Genomic DNA, 19,283 nt, shown 5'->3' with positions numbered 1-19,283 from the left:
GGCTCCTTCGGGCCGGGTGCTCAGGAAGTGGTGGATCGGGTGGCGGACTTCAGACGCGCGACGGCGCGGCTGCGGCGGCGCTGCCAGGTGCTGACGCTGGTTCCGGCGGCACGGGCAGCGTCGCGGTCGGGCAGGGGAGCTGGGGTGCTGCGGTAGTGCCCGGCGATGGCGCGGGCGTCGGCCTCGCTGAGGGTGCCGTCGTCCATCGCGTCCAGGACCAGCTCCAGCAGTTGCAGGCGCGCGGTGGTGAGCTCTTCCTCGGCAGGGGTCTCGTCGAGACCGGCGGTGACCGCGGCGCAGCGCACCATGCAGGCGCATGCGGGGTCGAAAAGGTCGAGGGGGGCGGCGAGATCTTCAGCGATGGTCAGGTCCGATCCGCGGGGTTCGCGGTCGGCGGCCAGGTCGGCAAGGACACGTCGTAGTGCATCGAGTGCGAGGTTCGCGGCCGGGCGGCCGGGGCGCTGGTGGACTTTGCCGCTGCGTGCGATCTCGAAGAGCGCGGCGATGACCATGTGGCCGACGTCGTCGAGGGTGCGGCCACCGAAGGGACGGAGCTGTCCGCGTGTGATGCGCACCGCGGCCGGGATCATCGCCTGCACCACGATGCGCGCGGCCAGGATGGCCGATCGGCCATGGCCGGCCGCCCGGTCGAGGAGAGCGCGCAGCACCGCATCGGTCAGGGCGTCGCCGGTGGCCGATCCGGTCGGACGCAGCGCGGCGAGGAGCTGTTCGGGACCGAGGGCGCGTACCCAGGAATCGGTCACGGCCGCGACGTCGAAGGCCAGGCTGTCGGTCATCAGCCATCCGTAGACGGCGCCTCGCACGCCAGGGTCTGCGCACAGCTCAGCCCATTCCGCGTCCAGACGACGGAAGATCCCGGGGGTCGTGTTCACGGCACCGCTCCTTTCAGCTCGTGCCGTGAACTCTCCTCAGCGGGGCCTGCCCAAAGGCATGCCCGCAGCCCTAAAACAGCAGGTGGGAGGCATGCCCATTGAATGGGCATGCCTTCTCCCACCCTGGGGCGGTCCCGAGCGGGGCCTGCCGCTGGCCCTGGGCATGCCCTTCGGGTAACGAGGGTGTGCCAGGGCAGCCCAGTGCTGTGGCGAAGCTGTGGCTGGGCATGCCTGCTCCCGCCACTTGCTGTGGCCCTGGGCATGCCCCGGAGGACGGCCGCGTGCCCCCGGCGGGCGGCCGGCGAGGCGTGGCCGATCCGGACGGAGCAGGGGTCACAGGGGCCGTGGCCGATTCGCGCGGCCCGGTCATGGCCGATGGCCGACAGCGCTCAACCGGTCATGGCCGATGACCGATCGGCAGGCCGTGGCCGATCGGCCAGCCGAGACATCCGATCGGCCACCACGTCCCCGCGGGCAACCGCTCAAGCCTCGACGACATCAGCGAAACGCGACAAGGAGATGAGCGCCGGTCGCCGCGATTGATGAGCGGAAGGCCTGGCCTGCCGCCCGCAGCGGACACCTCGCCGTCAAAGGCAGCCGACCCCAAAGGTAAAGAAAAAGAAAAGTCGAGGGGGTGCTGTCCGAACCGGCCTTCCAGCCGCACTTGGTCCTGGTGAAAGGACCGCAACCGCTGGAGGACCCATGCAGCAGTACAACCACCCCGACCGGAGCCGGGCATGAGCGCCGAGCTGCCCGCCGCGGCAGCAGCCCTCGACGCCGCACACGTCATCGCCGCGAGCTCCCCCTACCTCGCAGCCCTCATCCTCATCGGCGCCATCGCCGCCGGGATCGTCGGCCTGCGCCGCCGCCGGCAGGCAGACGCAGCCCTGGCCCACCGGGCCTGTGTCGAGCTGGTGCCGACGTCCACGTTCAACCCCGGCCTGGAAGAGGTCGGCCGGGCAGCCCACCATTTCGCCCGGATCCATCACGCGGCAGGCGCCCCGGCCCGCGGCTCCGCCGCCCGCCTGCGCTACACGGTCACCGACGGCCAGATGCGCTGCTACCTCGAAGGCCCAGGCGAAGCGGCCGCGGTGCTGCGCATGCCGGCCTACGCGGAAGTCGAGGTGCGCACCCCGCACGCCAGCGCCGACATCCACCCCGTGCACTTCTCCCTGGCCAAGGAGGCCCAGCGGTGAGCCTCATCGATCTGGCCAAGCCGTCCTCGCCCGCGGTCGACCCGGACGCGCCGCAGTACACCGAGCGCGCGGAACTCGTCCTAGCGCTCCCCGACGCCAAGCCCCTCGCATCCCTCGGACTGAATCCCGACCCGCTGCAGTCTCTGGCCGCCGCCCTCGCCGGTGTCCGCAGCGAGGAAGGCGAGCAGGCCGAGATGTGCCTGGATCTGATCCCGGTCAGCGAGCGCCGCCTCGCCCGCCGCCGTCGCGCCCTGCTCGCCACCGCCCGCCGCCGCGGCCCCTCCGCCTACGGCGAGAGCCTCACCACCGGCAGCGCTGCCGGCCTCGGGGCCAGCCTCATGGACGGCCTGACCTCCGACTGGAACGGCAACCGCTCCGCACACGCGAGCGGAAGAAGCCGGGTACCGCGACAAAGCGACGTCCGCGACAGCGTCGGCAAGTTCACCCCCGGCAGCGCCGTCTTCGCCGTCCAGCTCCTGCTGCGCACCACCGCCCGCCATCCCCAGACCGCCCACGCCCGCATGAACCAGCTGCTCGCCGCCCTCTCCTCCACCAGCGGCGAAAACTTCCTCCGGCCCCGCCGCCCCAAGACCCGCCGCGCCATCGCCCGCTTCGACCACCGCATGGCCACCGGCGAGTTCGCACCCCACCGCCGTCAGTGGCTGACCACCCCCGAACTCGCCGGCTTCCTCAAGCCCCCCACAGCCCGCTGCTCGGGCAGCAACGTCATGCGCTCCGGCGGGATCGTCCCGCCCGCCCCGGCCACCCTGCCCGTCTACACCGGGCAGCCCGACCTTGTCCCTCTGGGCGCCGTCATCTACCCCGACGGCGTCGAACGCATCGGTGCAGCCCGCGCCAAGGACCTGCTGTTCGCCCTGCAGCTGGGCAAGTCCGGCCACGGCAAGACCGAAGCCGGCCTCGTCCAGGCCATCGCCCTGGCCCACAACGGCCATGGCACCTGGTTCCTCGACCCCCACGGCGAAGCATGGACACGCGCGCAGCCCTACCTCGCGCACCCGCACCTGCAAGACCGGGTGTGGGAAATCAACCTGGCCACCCCCACCCCCGACCAACCGGTTGTGTCGTGGAACCCGCTATCGATGGAGGGGCGCGACGCCGCCTACGTCCAGGAGGTCGTCCGCGCGGTCACCGAGGGCATCGCCGCCGCACAAGACTGGGGCGACAAGGCTCCACGCGCCCGCACCATCCTGGCGCGCACCGTCCAGGCCCTGGCCCTCATCAGCCTCAAGGCCGTGGCCGCCGGCCGCCCAGACCTCCAGCCCACTCTTTTCCAGATCCGCACCTGGCTGACCGACGACGACTGGCGCGACGCCCTGGTGCCACACCTGCCGCCCACTGTGCAGAAGTACTGGACCACAACGTTCCCCAAGCTGGCGGAGAACGCGGTGCCCACTGTCACCTACGCCATCGACCGCATCGACACCTCTATGTCGCTGCGCGCCTTCTTCGGCTCGCCGCGCTCCGGCTACGACGTCCGCACCGCCATGGACACCGGCCGCATCGTGTTCATCTGCCCCTCCGGCTCCGAATCCGATGCGCTGGTCTCCTGTCTGCTCATCCACGACCTGCACCGCGCCGGCCTCTCCCGTCAGGACACCCCCCGCGACGGGCGAAAGACGTTCTGGGCCTGGGGCGACGAACTCACCGCCCTGGACAGCAGCTCCAAGGGCTTCCTCGCCGCCATCGCCGAACAGCTCCGCAAGTACGAGGTCAGATTCATCGGCATGACGCAGATGGCGCTGCGCCTGTCCGCCACCACCCGGCAGGCGCTGCTGCAGAACCAGTCGATGCTCTCGACCTGCGCAGCCGACTACGACGAAGCAGCTTTCGTCGCCCGCCGCTGGAATGGACACGTCACCGCCGAAACCATCACCGAACTGCCCAAATACAACTACGTGATGTCGATCGCCCTCGACGGCCGCCCCACCAAACCCTTCCGCGTCCGCGGCCTGCCCGTCGACGAAATATTCGCTAAATACCACAACCCCGACGGATTGCCTGCACTCCGGCAGGCGATCGACACCAACACCCGCCGACGCCCGGTCGGCGAAATCCTCCATGCCCTCGAAAACCTCGACGAGGACATCCGCGCCCTGTTCACCGCACGCCTCGCCCCTCCTGCCCCCAACACCCAGGGCACAGGCGGGCCAGACGACGACCAGCACACCCACCTCGGCTAGGAGCCACCATGCCCTACCCCCACCCTGTCCCCGCCGGCGTCAGCGTCACCGGCCAGCACGCCCTCAACGCCCTCTACCAGCACCGCCTGGTCTCCACCGGCCAACTCCACCGCCTGATCACCCCCCAGAACAACAGCTCCGAATACCTCCGCCGCCAACTCCAGAGCCTGCGCAGCGACGGCCTGGCCGATTGCGTCAACCGCCGCCGCCACGGCCAGACCGAACTGCTGTGGTGGCTGACCGAAGACGGTGCCGAAGCCGTGGAAGCAACCGGCCTGCTGCTCAAACGCCCCTACCGCATGAGCCGTCAGGCAGCCGCCGGCCCCCTTCAGGAGCACACCCTGGCCACCGTCGAAACCGGCACCGCTTTCGTCACACACGCCGCCCGCCTCGGCCACGAATGCGGCCCCCTCGACTGGACCCCAGAGATCGCCCACTACTACCGCGCCGAAGACCGCCCTGGCGAGGAGCTGTCGCTGGTCCCCGACGCAGTCCTCCACTACGTCCACACCGAAGCCGACCGGCGCACGCTGCTCACCTTCTTCATCGAGGTGGACCGCGCCCAGATGAACGTGGGCCGCCTCGCCCAAAAACTCCACGCCTACGCCGCCTACCACGCCTACGCCCCGCAGCCGGCTACCCGCGCAGCACGCACGACCGCCGCCAAGCCCCAGCCGGCATGGCGCAGCCGCTACCCCCTCTACCCCCGCGTCCTTCTCGTCCTCACCGGCGCCACCAGCGCGCGACTCCAAAGCCGCATCAACGACCTGCGCAGCCTCGCCACAGCCGACCCCCGCCTGCCCACCGCCGGCATCAAGGCCGGCATCACCACCCTCGACGCACTGCGCGACCACGGCCCCTTCGCCCCCATCGTCACCCCCGTACTTGGCCCAGCCACCCCCACCGACATCTGGCTCGCCCCCACTACCGCGCCCGCCGCCACCGCGGCCTGACCGACAAGGACCCCCATGCTCTGGTTCACCACACCCAACCTCCCGGTCTCCGAGCCCGCGCAGCCCCACCAGCCGGCCTGCGCCGACCTTGACGCAACGGCCCGGCCGCACACCCCGCTGATCGCCGAAATGCTCGCCCTGTACTGCCACACCCGCCCGATAGGGATGCTCGCCGGACAGGAACAGTCCGCGGAGGAGTACCGGCTGATCGCCCGCTCAGTCATCCACCACATCTACGAGGGCTGGCAGCAGCAGACCGGCGGCCGCGGATGCATCGACGACCTTCTACTGCTTCCCCGCACCCCCGCCACGGCCCCGCCGGACACGGACAGAGCCGGCCTCCCGCACTGAACACGACGGTGGCCGCGGAGTCATCACCTCCGCGGCCACCACACGCCTCACGGCGTCAGCACTCCCTGCTAGGAAAGCGCGCATTTTCATCATGCCCGACCACCCCACCGGCGACCACCGCACCGAGGAAACCGGCCCGGCACGACCAGAATTCACCCTCGTTCTCGACCCGGACGACCAGGAATGCCGCACCACCGCCTCTCGTCGGCTGCGCCGTGGCCAAGACTTCCTCGCGGCCGCCCACCACATGATCACCAGCGGCTACCACCCGAAGGCCAGCGCCACCACGCTGCGCCTGGCGAAGCTCTTCGCCGCCCGCATGCGCCACAGCCGCGACGGCCACTTCGCCTTCGCTGCCGATGCCACCGCGCGCGCCCTGGGCGTCTCCCGCCGCACCGTGATGTACGCCGCCAAGCACCTGCGCGAACTCGGCCTGATCGCCTACGTCGAACACGGCACCAAAGCCAACGTGCTGCGCACCAAAGGCACCTGGAAGCCCGGCGACGGATACCGCGCCACCGCCACGATCTTCGCCGCCGTAGCCCCGCCCGCGTACGACGAAGCCCGCGGCCGCCGCCTGTCCGGACACGGCTACCACGCCTGGATCATCGGCGTCACCTCCCACGGCCGTCACCACGCCATCGCCGAAGCCCGCCGCAAGGCCACCCAGACCGACCGGACGCGTTGCACCCCTTCTGTGGTGGTCTCTACAGACCACCTACAGGTGCAGGTAGACGGGGGTATTAACTACACCTCGCGCACGCGCGCGAGGCGCAAAACCCCCACCTCCCACCACCACATCAGCCCGCACCGCTGCGCCCGGCACATCACCGCCACCGAACAGCTCCAGGCAGAGATCTGGTGGCTCCACCGCACCTGCTCACGCAAACTCGCCTACGCCCTGCGCCCCCTGCTCGACGCCGGCTGGACCGCCCAGAGTCTGGCCGCCGAACTCCGGACCTGGGGCGTCCCCGGACACCTCCGCAACCCCATCGCCTACGTCCACCACGAGCTGGCACGCCGCCAGCACACCGGAGACCTTCCCCCCACCCATGCACCGGCGCCTCAGCCCACCAAAACCCCTGTCGCGGACGAGACCGCCGAGCGCTACACCGCCCTGCTCAGCTCCCTGGACGGCACCAACACCCCCGCCTGGCAGCACTACGAGGCCGCGCTCCGCCCCGGCCTGCGCAAAGCCCTCGCAGCCCGCCGCGCCGAAGTGCCGACGCAGACGCCCCGGCACACTGCGCGCCTGCGCGAACCGGAGAGCCATTTCTGGCAGTCGCTCGCAGCCCCGCACACCGTCTCTCCGCTCGAAACGTACCGGCGACGCACTCGTGGTGCGTGCCCACCGCGACAGCCGGATGCCGAAGCACGCGAAGGGTGGATGGAAGCCCTGCGCGACCAGCAGGCAGCCGAGCGCGCCTTCGCCGCCCTGCGTGCCGAACTGGACGAGCGAGCCGGCCGGTGACGAGTTGGACCGAGGATAGGTTTCATCGTTTGCTCCACGGTTTGCTCCACGGTTGGTTTCATCGTGTGACCGAGGGTTGGACCGAGGGTGGGAAACCCGCTTTGACGCCGGGCCTCATTGATGCAGGTCAGGCCCGGTGGGCAGGCCCCTTCGCCGCGCGGACATCTCTTCCTACGCGGTAGCCGGAGGAAGAGAATCCTTGTTTGATATGCCGCGCGGGCCCTGTCACGGCCGTCCGGTCGGCCAGGGCCCTTCGCTGAGTTCGAGGACGCCATTACCGCGTGCCTGGCCCCCGACCCCGCCGACCGCCCCACCGCGAAGGAGCTGACCACCGCATGGTGACTCTGCGCGCCCTGGCTCCCGGCGACGCCACCGCGCTCACCCGCATCTACAGCGGCGCCTCCATCCGGCACACCACCGGCAAGGCCCTCACCCTCGACCAGGCCCACGAGAAGATCCGCACGGCCCTCGCCAGAGCCGCCGAGACCCCCCGTGCGCAGTGGAGCTGGGGCATCGTCGCCTCCGGCGAGATGATTGGCCTGATCTCCCTGCGGCGACGGTCCCCGTCCATGGGCACCCTCAGCTACATCCTCCGCGAGGAGACCTGGGGCAACGGCTTCGCCACCGAAGCGGTCAAGCACGTCGTTGCCTTCGCCTTCACCACCGCCGGCTTGGAGCGCCTGGAGGCCATGCACCACCCCGCCAACCCGGCCTCCGGCCGCGTCCTGGCCAAAGCTGGGTTCACCCGCATCGGCACATCTGACCGGCCCGCCGAGGACGGAACCGCTGCTGTGCCGTACCAGGTGTACGCATTGCCGTTGCCCCAGCCTCCCTGTGCGTGATGCGCACGGTGGGCGGGCCGGTGGCGGACTCGATCGGCTGGTACTCGCTGGCAAAGCGGCCTCGCTGCAGGGCTGGCCCCGACTACTCCTTCGCTGTTGCTTCGACCAGTTCGACCAGCACCGTGGCGAGACGATGCTGGTCGTGGGGATGAGACTCTGAGGTGAGACGCAGTGCCGCAGGCTTGTCCCTCCCAGGGCCTCGAAGCTCTACTTCGGCCACAGAACCGCTGACCGGCGAATGGCCGAGTGCCTCAGCGATCAGGTCACCGACGTTCGCTGCCTCCCCTGCCACCACACTGAAGGGACCGTACAAGCTCGCCACTGTGCTGACGCCGAGCCGATACGGAACTCGGAACGTGCGATCTCGAAGCGGTGGGATCGACGGGTCTTTATCGTGCTCGTCCTCGATCGAGCCGACGATCACCTCCAGGATGTCCTCCATCGTGACAATGCCGACCGCCGATCCGTGGTCGTCGATGACGACTGCCGCATGGCTGCGGTTCCGCTGCATCCTGCGCAACAGGTCACCCGCCTTTTGCGTGTCATGCACGTAGTCGACACCCCGCAGTACAACGTCCAGCAGATCGGCTTGGGGCTGGTCGTGATTGACGACGAAGAGGTGTCTGACCAGATCTTTCAGATACACGATGCCGATGATGTTGTCCGTCTCGCTGTCCGTGACAGGGATTCGTGACCGCCCGCTGCGCAGCGCAGCGACGCAGGCCTGTCGCACGGTCCTCCACCTTTCGATGGCAACAAGATCGGCACGAGGCGTCATGATGTCCCGGATGAGAGTGTCGTCAAGCTTGATCTGATGAGGCTCCACCTCGGGATGAGGTGTGGGGGATACGCGCTCGGTTCGGTCGTTCGCTGCAGCTCGGTGCAGCCGTGCGAACTCGTTAGCTTCCTCGTCAGGCGACTTGCGACGTAGTGCCCGTTGGGCCAGGAAGCGCACCAAGGTCTCAAGCTGATATTCAGTTGGCCAGCGTCTACCGCTCAGGAGGGCGGAGACAAGGTTGCGGTCCATGGTCGCGCGGAAGCCGTCGTCTTCTTCTTCCTTGATTCCCTCGCTGATCGCCCGGACGCTAAGCGGGCCAGCTGCTCGGTACAGGACGTGCAGCTCCTCCAGCAGGGTTCGGCGCGGGCCGGCTGCGAACTCCTCAAGTGAGGGCAGCTCAACTCCTCGAACTCCCCGGCGATGTGCGCTCACCGCGCCCTCCGTTTCCACTTACGGCAACTGTCAGCAAGTGTCACAGATTCGCGGCGTGACGGGGCGCGTTCGCCCAGGTCAGAGGCCCACTCAGCAGCAAGGCGTCACGCGAAGGCTGGGTCCTGTCAACGAGGCTGCCCAATAGACAGAGGGACGCCGTCCGGCGCCCCTCTGCCGCACCCAGGCCTGCTATGAGACGTTGACGGCGCGCATGACAGGCCCTGGCTTCCGAAAGGGAAACCGATGCCTGACAACCGTAAGTCCCGGCAGCACCAGCGCAAGGCCACGCAGCGTCGCCTCTGGCTGCGCACCATCGCGCGCACGACGGGCCACGGCTTCATCCGAGGTGCAGCCAGCGCCATGGGCGCGAGCGTGACGGGATGGCTCATCTGGTGGATCCAGCAGCGCTGACCTCATCGCCAGCTCGAGGGCCGCTGCTCTTTGACGGCGGCCCTCCCCGAGCGCGAGCGCGAAGCCCAGGGCCTCCGGGTGAGTGGCTCGGCGAGTTCATGCACCACACGTGTTGCATCAGATACAGTGCTCGCGACTGCTTCTGAGCTGCGTAAACTCGTGGCGCCCCGGGAGAAACATCGGCGATTTCGATTGCTCGGGTGCCGACATCGAGCGCGACTGGGTGGAGCGCACCGGCTGTTGGAGCCGGGTCACCCGGGTGCTGCTCACCTACGACCAGGTGCGCGAGTACGAACTGACCGCGACCGAGGGCAAGCGCGGAGCGCCGCGGTGGCCGGCCTTCGCCGACCGCTACGGCTTCGACCGCCGGCACCCCGTGCAGTGGGAGGTCGAAGCCTTCGAACCGGCCGAGCTGCAGCGCCTGGTCCTCGCCGCCGTCGCCCCGTGCATCGACCTGACGTCCTCGCACAGCAGATCGCCCGCGAGGAACAGCAGAGCCGCACAGTGTCCGAGTTCCTCGACGGATGGGGCCCGGTCAGCGGAGGAACGTCCGCTTGAGTCCTCAGTACGTTTCGAAGTCGGGTTCCCAGTCAGGGTCGGGCTCTTCGTCGTCGTTGATTATCTGGCTCTTGATTCCAGCGAGGTCAAGTTCCCACCTCGTGAGTGTGAGACCGCACAGGCGGCACCCGAAGTCCCGGGGGAGGAACCAGACCTCCCCGTACTCGCCAGACTTGTCCCGGCCGCTTGTGAAACCGGTGTGTCCGCAGGCGGGGCATTCAGCCGGGATCGTCAGTGGTCCCAGAGCGGCCGTCGGCAGCGCGGAGAGACTGCTGACGAGTTCGGTGATCTCAGTTTCGGACAGGCGTCGGGTGGTCTCGGCGAAGCGCTCGCGGGCCTGCCGGATTTTCGCGTGGTACCGGACCTCCATCTCGGTGGTGGCCTGGGCCACCAGAGCGGTGCAGGCTTCGAGGTGGGTGCCCCAGAAGCCGTCGGGCTCTGCCGACAGGGCCTTCAGGAGCGCGTTGATGTGCTCGATGCCCGCGGCCAGGAGTGCGCGGCACTCGGTCACGGGCTGGCCCCACCCCATGTGGGTGATGCCGTTGCGGGACTCCCGCAGTTCCTTGAGCTTGGCAGGCGCCTTGTGCTCGGGGCCGAGGAGCTGAGCTGCCCTGAGGATGGCTCCCTCGCCGCCGATGGTCTTGAGGCCGGCGCGGCCCTTCTTCGTCTTGTCTTCGTTCCCGCTCAGGACCAGGAGGTCGTCCACGCTCGGCTGCTTCTCCGACGCGAGGAGCACGGGAGCGATCGACGCCAGGTACGCCTTCGACGCGTGCTCCACCGCGACCGCCATGTGGTGCACGGCGAAGTCCTGGTCGATCGGCTCCTCCAGGTACGCGTCGACAGCCGTACGCGCCCACTTCCGGGCCGATATCAGCAGGTGCTCGTGGATCGATTCGTGCGACATGCCCATCAAGGTAGAGGGGTGATGCAGGAGCGCACCGCGAGTTTGCTTGCTGGGCAACGTGAGCGGACAGGTGGAATCGTGTCCGGGCGTCGCTCATCATCATGGGATGGGGGACCAGATGGACATGGCGCGGTTGCGGAGGCTGATCGACGGCGTGCTCCTCACGCTGTACACGCGCTACACCGCGAAGGAACTGCCAGCGTTGTGCGAGCGCCTCGGTCTTCCCGTGCCCAGCGAGGGCAGCACCAAGCACGAGCGCCTGGTGGCCAGCCTGAATGACTGCCCCGACGACCGCCTGCCAGACGTCGCCGACGCGGTTCTTGAGCAGGAGAAGCTGGACCAGGCCGAACGGATGGCGCTGCAGGATGTTCTGTGGCTCGGCCGCCACCACGTGCAGATCCCGAGCCGGACCAGGCGCGAGCTGGCCAGAGACTTCGATCTGTCCGACCACCTCGGCTACCCGGACCGCTTCATGGCTCTGCTGGGCCGACTGTGGCACCTGGACAACGATCCACTCGGCGGATGGACCACCCCGACCAACAGCCTGCGCAGCCAGATCGAGCGCCACGTGATCCGGTTCCCGGACGACTGGACGACCGAGCACTTCTTCGAGCAGCTCGGTGCCTTCGAAGCACCGCACCCCCGCTTCGGCCACTTCCTCGAAGGCCTGGCATCCTCCGCTGTCCTGCCCGACGAGTCGGCGCAGCGCCGCTTCGTCGAACTGGCCAACCGGCACCTGAATTCCGTGGGCGCCCAGCTGAGCCAGCACGCAGAGGCGGACGGCTACCCCCAGTTCCAGCTCGTCGAGCACGGCCGTGGCACCGCACGCCGCCCGCGCAACCTCATCTTCGCCACCCTGGGCAAGCCCGACATCCGCTTCACCAGCGCCCTCGACAACGACATCGAGGTAGCCGAACGCGACGACGAGGTGCTGGTCTACGACCGCCCCATCGGCAAAGAGGGACTGCTTTGGCGGCACCTCCTGTCCTGGTGGCAGGAATCCCGGAACATCACTGATCAGGAGCAGGCGGCTCGGGCCCTCTACAGCCGCATGGAGGCTTCCCTGCCACCAAAGTCCCCAGGACAGAAGAATCTGTTCTGGCACTACCACCACGCCAACCGGGACCACTTGAACGACGTTCCCGCCCTGCTGCCGGAGATCTGGCTGCACTGGGACCCCAAGACCCTCCGCGAACGCGGCGCGCACGCCATGCAGAACTTGCGGATGGACTTCCTCATGCTGCTTCCGGGCACCCGGCGGGTGGTGCTGGAAGTCGACGGCATGCAGCACTACACCCGGAACGGCGGCACCGAGCCCGACAGCGCGAAGTACGCCGCCACCATGGCCGGCGACCGCGACCTGAAATTCCGCGGCTATGAGGTGTTCCGGTTCGGCCACGACGAACTCCGCGACCGCGACCGCGCCCAACCTCTGCTTGCTGGCTTCTTCGACACCCTCCTTGGCCGCCTACCCGCCGGTCCGTCTCGGGTGCAGCTGCCCGCCCAACCCTGATCGGGGCTCCACGGCTGTTGTCGTTCTGCCGCCAAGTCCCGCTAAGGGGTGAATGCGGGTGAGGTTCCCGCCGGGATGGAGGTACCGCTGTGATCGTCCGACTCCTGGGCGGCCCGCTCGCCGGTCGCGTGCTGGAGACCAACGACGCCCCGTGGACCGGAGACTGGCTCACCGCCGGTGAGGCCGACTGGGGCCTGTACGTTCCCGTGCACCACGACCCGGCGACCGGGATGGTCCTGGCGGAGGGCAGGCATGCCAGCGCGATGAGTCCGTTGGTCCTCTAACTGGGTTTGCTTGTCGGATCGAAGTTCTAATGTTGGAGGGTGACTTCAGATGTCGGCAAGGTCTCGAACGAAGAGGGGGCGCTCTCCGTCGAGGAGACCGTCCTCGCTCAAACGGCCTGGTTTCTTCATGATCAGGGGGACGTGCAGGCGGCGGCTCTTCTGCTTGATGTTGAGGGCATCGAGTGGTGCCCTGGCAACAGGTTCGGCGACTGGATGGATGCTCGTCTCCTTGTCCCCGGGTGGCTGACGGATCGGTTCACCGAGGACGCGCTTGCGCGGATCCGGGAGGCGCTTCTTCCGATAGCCGAGCGGAACGGCGTGGAGGCGCACTCTGTCTATGTCGGGCCCGCGCTTCCGGACGTGGGTGGCGGCTGGCGGTCAGCCCTGCAAGGGCGGCTGACCGCCGACACCGCCACGAATCATGCTGCGCGGGTCGCCGATCCGAACCCCGAGTTGCGACGGGACGGATTCGTCTTTGATTCCCGCGAGGAACTGCGGGTCTATGAGGCACTTAAGCGCGCCCAGGGCGCCCTTGCCGCCGATGCCACTATTTCGATCTTTCCGCTGCCACTGGGGCGCGTGGGTGTCGGTAACACATGGACACCTGACTTTCTGGTCGTCCGGGAGGGCAAGGCAGGGCTGATCGAGGTTGACGGGCCTCATCACCGCGGCCGGCTGGCGGCTGACGGAACTCGGGATCGGCACTGGAGGAACAGCGGGTTCGTTCATATTGAACGCATCCTGGTGGAGGAGACCGCCAAGGACTCGGAGCTGGACGCCCTGGTCAGAGCCTTCCTCAAGCGGTTGCGGACGCATTAGGGCTTGTCCGCATGCCGACCTCGGGAGGTAGCGGGCGACGGCTCCTTGAGCGGTCCAGAGGGGCTGGCTCTGGCCCGTCGGATGTTCCTGTCCTTCGTAGGCCGGGAACCTCGGCTCCTCAAACGTCGTCAGGCCGACTTGGGTACCACGACCTGGTATGGCTGGCCGACGACCACCGCGGACATCCTGCAGGCTGCAGATGTATCAGAGAAGGTGGGTGTCTCGCTCGCCTACGGATGGCTCCGACAGGCCTTCGTTGCCGCGTTATTGAGCACGGGTCATTCGGCCTGCGTGACTGAGTGCTTGGTAGCCCAGAACTACCATGCGTTAGATTCGACGGAGAGTAACTACTGTGCGTAAGAGTAATGTGACGCTCGTCACTTGTGGATTTTAGTGTTCACCTAACACCCAGTAAAGATCGACATTCGGTCACCCTGCGACTACGTTCCGCGCACGCCGTGCGACTCGCGTGCGCCGATTCCGTGTCACATTGCCTTTAATTGAGTGCCAATATCCCGAATATTCCTTGGATTTGCTCTCTAAGGACCGCGAGCTGACTGGGTGGCTTAGGTGAGGTAACGGAAGGTCACTAGGTGGCTACCCTAGCGTGAATCTGTGCGACGATTCCGCCGGCGATGCAACTCCCTTCTCGTCCTTTTTGGTCCCGCGGGCCAGGAAGTCGGCTGGTCCTGTCGTTAGGCGGGCACTGGTGAGGGGAGGTGAGTTCCTATGAAGGGGCGTCATCGTGGGCGCGGTCCGGGCTGGTTACGGGTACTGCGCCAGGCAGCGATGGCGTGGACGGAGATGGCAGCCGCCATCTACTACACGACAGAGTTGCCACAGTCGCCGTTGTGGGACTGGGTGGTCAGCTCCCTAAAAGCACTAGGGAGCTGACCAGTCCCACTGGCCGCTGTGAGGCCGCACCCACCGGCCAGTGGGTGCGGCTTCCGGCGTTTGGGGACGCACTGGGCGTGGCCAGCGTACGCTCCATGACATCGCGACGACAGTCGACCGATGCCGCCCAGTGATCTCCTACTGCGCCCATTCGAGTCCGAGTTCGGCGAGCTGCCGGAGTTTGTCGGGGGTGAGCTTGGCGCGCCTGGTTTTGGTGTTGGACAGAAATACACCGAGTTTGACCTCGGATCCGTCCTCAAGCTGCTCTGTGTGGGCCCGGGGGACCTTGACATGCCCTTCCCGGCCTTTGTACTGGGCGAGGGCGGCGATGCCTCGTTCGAAGGCTCCTGTACTGCCCTTGCGCCCCTTTTCCGGTCCCTGCACCGCGTCGGCGGGTAGGGGTTCGACGCCGAGTTCGGTCAGGCGTTCGCGCTGCCCGTTGCTCAACCGCTCCCACCCCTGCCGCTGCATGTGCAGCCAGGTGCCGATGTCGTGGCCGTTGATGGTGACGCCGGGCTGGATCTCGGCGAGTGTGGCTCCGTCGGCGAGCACTGCGGCGAGGGCGGCGTAGCGCTGTTGCCAGTCGAACGGCCACGGCGGGTTCCAGTCGCGGTCGATGCGTTCCAGTGCCTCGCGGCGTTGGGTCGCGCGTTCGACGTCTTTGCCCAGGCCGCCGGTCTTGCGGAGGTTGGCCAGCCACTGGCCCACCGCAACCCCGTCGACCACGGCGTCCTTGGGCGCGGCCAGAGTCCGGTGCGTGGTGAAGTACTTCCGTGCGGCGGAGAGGTTTTTGTAGAAGCGGGCGTCGGCGACCGACCAGACCATACCCACCTCGTCCAGTAGCTCAGCCCGCCACGCCTTGAGCGTCCCGGTCCGGAACGCACGGCGTTGCTCGCTGACCCACGCCCCCAGCGCGTAGGTGCCGCCGTTGCCGCAGTCACCGTCGCTCTCGGTCGTCCCGATCGGCACGACGGTGTCCATCGGCACCTGGGCGTGCCCCTTGGCTTCGACCCACTTGCGCAGGGCGTTGTAGCCCGCCAGCCAGACCTCGGAGTCGGGCCGCAGTACTCGGGTGCGCAGGAAGGAGGCGATGACGTCGGGGTTGCGTGGCAGGGAGAACCGCAGCAGCGGCACACTGCCCTTGGCCTTGTCCTCCTCGGCCGCCTCGACGGGGCCGGCACGGCCGGCGACCTGGGGCTCGGCACTCTCCTCCCGCCCCGGGCCTTCCTGCTTCTCGACGTCCTGGCCCTCACCGGCCTCGCCGCCCTCGTCGGTGGCCGGCTGCTCCTCGCCTTCCTCGTCCTCTTCGTGTTCGTCCTTCTCGTGGACGGGGTCGAGGGCGACGACGGAGGTGGCTTTCCCGCGGGCGGTGGTGGTGCGCAGGATCATGCGCTCGATGAGTCGGGAGTCGTGGGCCCGCAGTCCCTGCAAGACGGCGACAAGAGGCCGGTAGCTGGCGGAGGCCATCATGTCCTCGGGGTCCTCCCCGGCCTGGAGGAAGATCGGCACGATCAGCCGTGCCACCTTCCCCTCTCCCGGGGCTTGGCGCAGTCCGCGGCCGGTGATCTGCACGATCTGTACCGGCGAGGAGCGGGTGTCGGCGAAAACGACGCCGTCGACGCCGCGCTTGCCGCGGATGTCGACGCCTTCACCGAGCACCTGGCAGGACGCCAGGATGCCCAGGTCGGTCACCCAGCCTTCGGCGTCCAGGCCGTTGGCGAACCGGTCCAGCACCACCCGCCGGTGCGCCGCGGAGTGTTCCCCGCACAGCCACTCCGCCCCCACCCGCTTCGGATACACCGCCGGATCGACTTCGTGCAGTTCAGCGGCCGTCTCCGGCAGCGCCCGCGCGAACGCCATCGCCTCGATCGTGCGCCAGTGGAACGTCATCAGATTCCGCGCACCGGTGGTGTCCGCGTGCTTGAGCAGCGCCGCCTGCAGGGCGGCAAGCCGCCGGCCGCGCACCTCCTCGGGATCGGCGTCCTCGCCAGGGGCCTCGGGGTCGCGGATCTCCAGCACATCCACCTCGAACGAGGCAAGGATGCCCCGCTCCACACTCTCCATCAGCCCGAGCTCGTACAGAACCGGCCCGTACAACTCGACGTCGTCCATCGACGCCACCAAACGCCCGCCCAGAGCCCCTGAATCGCCCTCAGAGCTACTGCCGGCACCCTCCCGGCTCGAAGGCCCGGTAGGCGCCACAGCGGGCGCCCACAGCCGCGGTGTGGCCGTCATATACAGCCGCCGCGCCGCAGGGATCCGCTCCTGGTCGTGAACGGCCGCCCACGCCTTACCGATCGCCCCACTTGTTCGGTGTGCCTCGTCCACCACCAGCAGGTCAAACGTGCCCATTTGCTGGCCATACGAGCCCCGCAGTGCCTGCTCCAGCACCCCCGGTGCCCCCGCACGCCCCTTGGCGCCGGCGCCTTCCTCGATGCCGCCCAGATCGTCCTCCAGGCCCTGGGGGGCCAGCGACGCGTAGGTGGCGAAGACCAGCATCGGCCCGTTCCCGGCCCACAGCGCCAGCTGTGTCGGATTGGTTGTGCACCGCACGTCCAAGGCCTCCAGCAGCGGGTCCGTCCCCAGGGAGCACACCGCCACCGCAGGTCCCTTGTGTCCCACCGCCCGCCACGCCTCCACCGTCTGCGTCAGCAGATCCAGCGTCGGCACCAACACCCCCACCAGCCCCTTGGGCACCATCCTGAGCGCCGCCGTGGCCGCCGAGATCGTCTTGCCCGTCCCGGTTGCCGACACCACCTGCCCGCGCAACCCCCGGGCAGGCATCATCCCGTCCAGCGGCCCTGAAAGACCCGGGATAACCGCATCAACAAACTCCACCTGATGCGCGAAGAGCGGAATCTCACCCACTTTGCCACCCATTCTTTACCCCTCCATTTCCACAATCCAGCAATTTAAAGAATCTGCAATTCTGCCAGCGCCCTGGACGGCGGGAGGAGAATCCCAGCCGCTTTACCGTGGACCCTATGCGCTGCCGTCGTCGTCGGGCTGGCGGTCCCACAGGTGCACAGTGCTTCTGGCGCGCAGCGGCTTGTCCGCCGGCCCCTTGACGTGCCCGCGCACGATCCGGTCTTCGTGCTGGCAGCCCCCCTCGGCGTGTGCGCCGGGGTTCATACAGTGATCCCGTCGATGAGGGCGCACCGGCCACCGGCAGGACCACTGCGGCTCACGTCGGCCGGTACTGGCCGCAGCATCCTCGGCCGCGGCTTCTCGGGACGGGCGCTGCGCGCTGTGCACCCGCACCACCCGCACCGAACCGGGTGCGGTGACGCCCTGGCGGGCATCCCTCCTGGCCCCGGCACGGGCGCGAGGCACCTCTTCCGTCTCCGTCCACCGCGTACGGCCGTCGGACGCCATCAGCTGCCACGCGGTGTAGAGCACGTGCGCCCACAAGGCCGTGGTGTCCGGCTTGGCTGGACCCAACCGTGCACCCTCGGCCAGGAGGCTCTCGTTGTCCCAGCCCAGCACCGGGCCGCGCACCTCACGGTGACTGGCGATCTGGCCGGCCGTCATGACCGAGCCATCGGGCATGGTGCCGATCACAGTGCTAGGAGCCAGCCCCGAGAACAGACCCCGAGGCGAATAGAACGTCACCCACAGCCCCCGGAACTGCGGCGGAATGATCCCGCCTCCCTGCCGGCTGTTCCACAGCCACTCGACCCGCCCGCGGTCCAACCGCACCGCATCAGGGCTCCACACCGACCAGGACACCGCAACGATGGGCGTCGTCACCTTGGCGTCCACCCCCGGACGCGCAGCCAAGGTGCCCGCGAGCGCGGCCCCAACGTCCTCGACGTATCCGCCGATCGGCTCGGCGAACACCATGAACCCTGACTCCGACGGCGGCCGCGACACATTCACCGGCTCAGCCGGCGGAGTCTGCGCAGCAGCAAGGGCCAGCGCGGTCATGTCGGCAGTGGCGTAGTACAACTGCGCACCCAACAGCCGGTGCCGCTCGGACTCCACCAAGATCGCCGCACCCACCGACTCAGTCGAAGCGGGCAAGCCCGAAACCTGCGGAGTGATCGTGCTGCGCCCCGCACGTAGGGCCTCACGCATCGTCGCAGCAGCCGGCTCGGAGGCGTAGTGGTCCAGCAGCGCGGACCGGATTTCCGGCAGCTCTTTTGGGTCCGGAGGATTCCAACGGGTGGAGACCATTGCACTTCCTTCTGATGAGAGGGTGAAGAGGGCGCGATCAGTGGCCGGTTGAGCGAGCCTGCATGGCTAGCTCCGGTGATTTCTCGGTATGGGCGCTATGATCTCCGGAGGGCTGGGAATGTGGTTCAAATAATCTCTCTACTGACATCATTGAACCCTTCCGTGGCGAGGAAGCCCCTGACATGTCGGCCCGAGGGGTGGTGCCGTGGTTTCACAAACTCTACCCCTGCATCACTGAGTGATGCAGCAGGTTCGGAGGAGTGGACTCGAAGGGGTGGTTCTGGTAGGGTCGGGCCTGCGAGTTCACAGCGATGCCGGTATCCTGAAATCTGGTGATGGCACGTCAGAGCCTGGCAGACAGTCACCTTTCCCCAGAGGCACCGCCAGGAACCCACACACCGCCACCCCGCCCTACAGTAAGCGCGCTTGAAGCATTACCACTACTTCACCCGCACCCGCCAACCAAGCAGAATCCGCGAAAAGCATTCGCGGTAAATTCCGGAGGAATTTACAAAACAATTCCGGAGGAATTGTTTAAACCCCGGAGGGGTTTAGCGTCTTTACGACCCGTAGGGTCGTGCGTCGTTCCTCCGGAGGAGGACGCGCG

15 protein-coding genes are annotated in these 19,283 nt (G+C 68.0%); 10 read left to right on the top strand and 5 right to left on the bottom strand.

What is annotated here, in order from left to right:
* Window positions 1-20: 20 nt before the first annotated feature.
* A complete protein-coding gene (locus AB0G35_RS23945) occupies window positions 21-893 on the bottom strand; it encodes a hypothetical protein (protein ID WP_360952987.1) in 873 nt (290 codons plus the stop codon).
* A 737-nt stretch (window positions 894-1,630) separates the two neighbouring features.
* Between AB0G35_RS23945 and AB0G35_RS23940 the strand changes: the two genes are divergently transcribed.
* The 6 genes from AB0G35_RS23940 to AB0G35_RS23915 all read left to right on the top strand — a co-directional run bounded on the left by AB0G35_RS23940 (window position 1,631) and on the right by AB0G35_RS23915 (window position 7,907).
* The gene (locus AB0G35_RS23940) at window positions 1,631-2,089 is read left to right on the top strand and encodes a hypothetical protein (RefSeq protein ID WP_360952984.1); all 459 of its coding nucleotides are present in this window, start codon (window positions 1,631-1,633) and stop codon (window positions 2,087-2,089) included.
* Window positions 2,086-4,290, top strand: coding sequence for an ATP/GTP-binding protein (locus AB0G35_RS23935; RefSeq protein WP_360952981.1), 2,205 nt, complete (start codon window positions 2,086-2,088; stop codon window positions 4,288-4,290). The genes AB0G35_RS23940 and AB0G35_RS23935 overlap by 4 nt, the downstream gene beginning before the upstream one ends.
* 8 nt (window positions 4,291-4,298) lie before the next feature.
* On the top strand, window positions 4,299-5,243 hold the full coding sequence (locus tag AB0G35_RS23930) for a replication-relaxation family protein (RefSeq protein ID WP_360952978.1): 945 nt from the start codon (window positions 4,299-4,301) through the stop codon (window positions 5,241-5,243).
* A 15-nt stretch (window positions 5,244-5,258) separates the two neighbouring features.
* Window positions 5,259-5,594, top strand: coding sequence for a hypothetical protein (locus AB0G35_RS23925; protein WP_360952975.1), 336 nt, complete (start codon window positions 5,259-5,261; stop codon window positions 5,592-5,594).
* A gap of 91 nt (window positions 5,595-5,685) precedes the next feature.
* Window positions 5,686-7,065: a hypothetical protein gene (locus tag AB0G35_RS23920; RefSeq protein WP_360952972.1), complete on the top strand. Its 1,380-nt coding sequence runs from the start codon at window positions 5,686-5,688 to the stop codon at window positions 7,063-7,065.
* 335 nt (window positions 7,066-7,400) lie between these two features.
* Window positions 7,401-7,907 (top strand): GNAT family N-acetyltransferase, encoded by a 507-nt coding sequence (locus AB0G35_RS23915; RefSeq protein ID WP_360952969.1) that lies wholly within the window; start codon window positions 7,401-7,403, stop codon window positions 7,905-7,907.
* Window positions 7,908-7,989: 82 nt separating this feature from the next.
* On the opposite strand, the gene AB0G35_RS23910 is transcribed toward AB0G35_RS23915, so the two are convergent.
* Window positions 7,990-9,117, bottom strand: a complete 1,128-nt coding sequence (locus tag AB0G35_RS23910; RefSeq protein WP_360952966.1) for a CBS domain-containing protein — start codon at window positions 9,115-9,117, stop codon at window positions 7,990-7,992.
* A gap of 243 nt (window positions 9,118-9,360) precedes the next feature.
* Between AB0G35_RS23910 and AB0G35_RS23905 the strand changes: the two genes are divergently transcribed.
* Window positions 9,361-9,528, top strand: a complete 168-nt coding sequence (locus AB0G35_RS23905; protein WP_360952963.1) for a hypothetical protein — start codon at window positions 9,361-9,363, stop codon at window positions 9,526-9,528.
* 562 nt (window positions 9,529-10,090) lie between these two features.
* Here the strand turns inward: AB0G35_RS23905 and AB0G35_RS23900 are convergent.
* On the bottom strand, window positions 10,091-10,990 hold the full coding sequence (locus AB0G35_RS23900; RefSeq protein ID WP_360952960.1) for a hypothetical protein: 900 nt from the start codon (window positions 10,988-10,990) through the stop codon (window positions 10,091-10,093).
* Between the two features lie 106 nt (window positions 10,991-11,096).
* Here AB0G35_RS23900 and AB0G35_RS23895 point away from each other — a divergent pair, with 106 nt between their 5' ends.
* From AB0G35_RS23895 to AB0G35_RS23885, 3 genes are all read left to right on the top strand, one after another.
* Window positions 11,097-12,503: a hypothetical protein gene (locus AB0G35_RS23895; protein WP_360952957.1), complete on the top strand. Its 1,407-nt coding sequence runs from the start codon at window positions 11,097-11,099 to the stop codon at window positions 12,501-12,503.
* Window positions 12,504-12,592: 89 nt separating this feature from the next.
* The gene (locus AB0G35_RS23890) at window positions 12,593-12,787 is read left to right on the top strand and encodes a hypothetical protein (RefSeq protein ID WP_360952954.1); all 195 of its coding nucleotides are present in this window, start codon (window positions 12,593-12,595) and stop codon (window positions 12,785-12,787) included.
* A 39-nt stretch (window positions 12,788-12,826) separates the two neighbouring features.
* Entirely contained in the window at window positions 12,827-13,606 is a 780-nt protein-coding gene (locus AB0G35_RS23885) for a hypothetical protein (protein WP_360952951.1), read from the top strand.
* A gap of 1,032 nt (window positions 13,607-14,638) precedes the next feature.
* Here the strand turns inward: AB0G35_RS23885 and AB0G35_RS23880 are convergent.
* Both AB0G35_RS23880 and AB0G35_RS23875 read right to left on the bottom strand, forming a co-directional pair.
* Window positions 14,639-17,380, bottom strand: coding sequence for a Helicase associated domain protein (locus AB0G35_RS23880; protein ID WP_360952948.1), 2,742 nt, complete (start codon window positions 17,378-17,380; stop codon window positions 14,639-14,641).
* Window positions 17,381-17,482: 102 nt separating this feature from the next.
* Complete coding sequence (locus AB0G35_RS23875) at window positions 17,483-18,676, bottom strand: hypothetical protein (protein WP_360952945.1); 1,194 nt, start codon at window positions 18,674-18,676, stop codon at window positions 17,483-17,485.
* Window positions 18,677-19,283 lie beyond the last annotated feature (607 nt).

Origin of the sequence: Streptomyces sp. NPDC021749 (assembly GCF_040640655.1) — a bacterium.
Lineage (GTDB): Bacteria > Actinomycetota > Actinomycetes > Streptomycetales > Streptomycetaceae > Streptomyces.
Note: the sequence above shows the minus strand (reverse complement) of the source record. Positions and strands in the feature narration are given on the sequence as shown.

Excerpts from the sequence above, each read along its gene's own strand:
- AB0G35_RS23940 (WP_360952984.1), top strand. The coding sequence starts at position 1,631 with ATGAGCGCCGAGCTGCCCGCCGCGGCAGCAGCCCTCGACGCCGCACAC.
- AB0G35_RS23930 (WP_360952978.1), top strand. The coding sequence starts at position 4,299 with ATGCCCTACCCCCACCCTGTCCCCGCCGGCGTCAGCGTCACCGGCCAG.
- AB0G35_RS23925 (WP_360952975.1), top strand. The coding sequence starts at position 5,259 with ATGCTCTGGTTCACCACACCCAACCTCCCGGTCTCCGAGCCCGCGCAG.
- AB0G35_RS23920 (WP_360952972.1), top strand. The coding sequence starts at position 5,686 with ATGCCCGACCACCCCACCGGCGACCACCGCACCGAGGAAACCGGCCCG.
- AB0G35_RS23915 (WP_360952969.1), top strand. The coding sequence starts at position 7,401 with ATGGTGACTCTGCGCGCCCTGGCTCCCGGCGACGCCACCGCGCTCACC.
- AB0G35_RS23905 (WP_360952963.1), top strand. The coding sequence starts at position 9,361 with ATGCCTGACAACCGTAAGTCCCGGCAGCACCAGCGCAAGGCCACGCAG.
- AB0G35_RS23900 (WP_360952960.1), bottom strand. The coding sequence starts at position 10,990 with ATGTCGCACGAATCGATCCACGAGCACCTGCTGATATCGGCCCGGAAG.
- AB0G35_RS23895 (WP_360952957.1), top strand. The coding sequence starts at position 11,097 with ATGGGGGACCAGATGGACATGGCGCGGTTGCGGAGGCTGATCGACGGC.
- AB0G35_RS23880 (WP_360952948.1), bottom strand. The coding sequence starts at position 17,380 with ATGGGTGGCAAAGTGGGTGAGATTCCGCTCTTCGCGCATCAGGTGGAG.
- AB0G35_RS23875 (WP_360952945.1), bottom strand. The coding sequence starts at position 18,676 with ATGGTCTCCACCCGTTGGAATCCTCCGGACCCAAAAGAGCTGCCGGAA.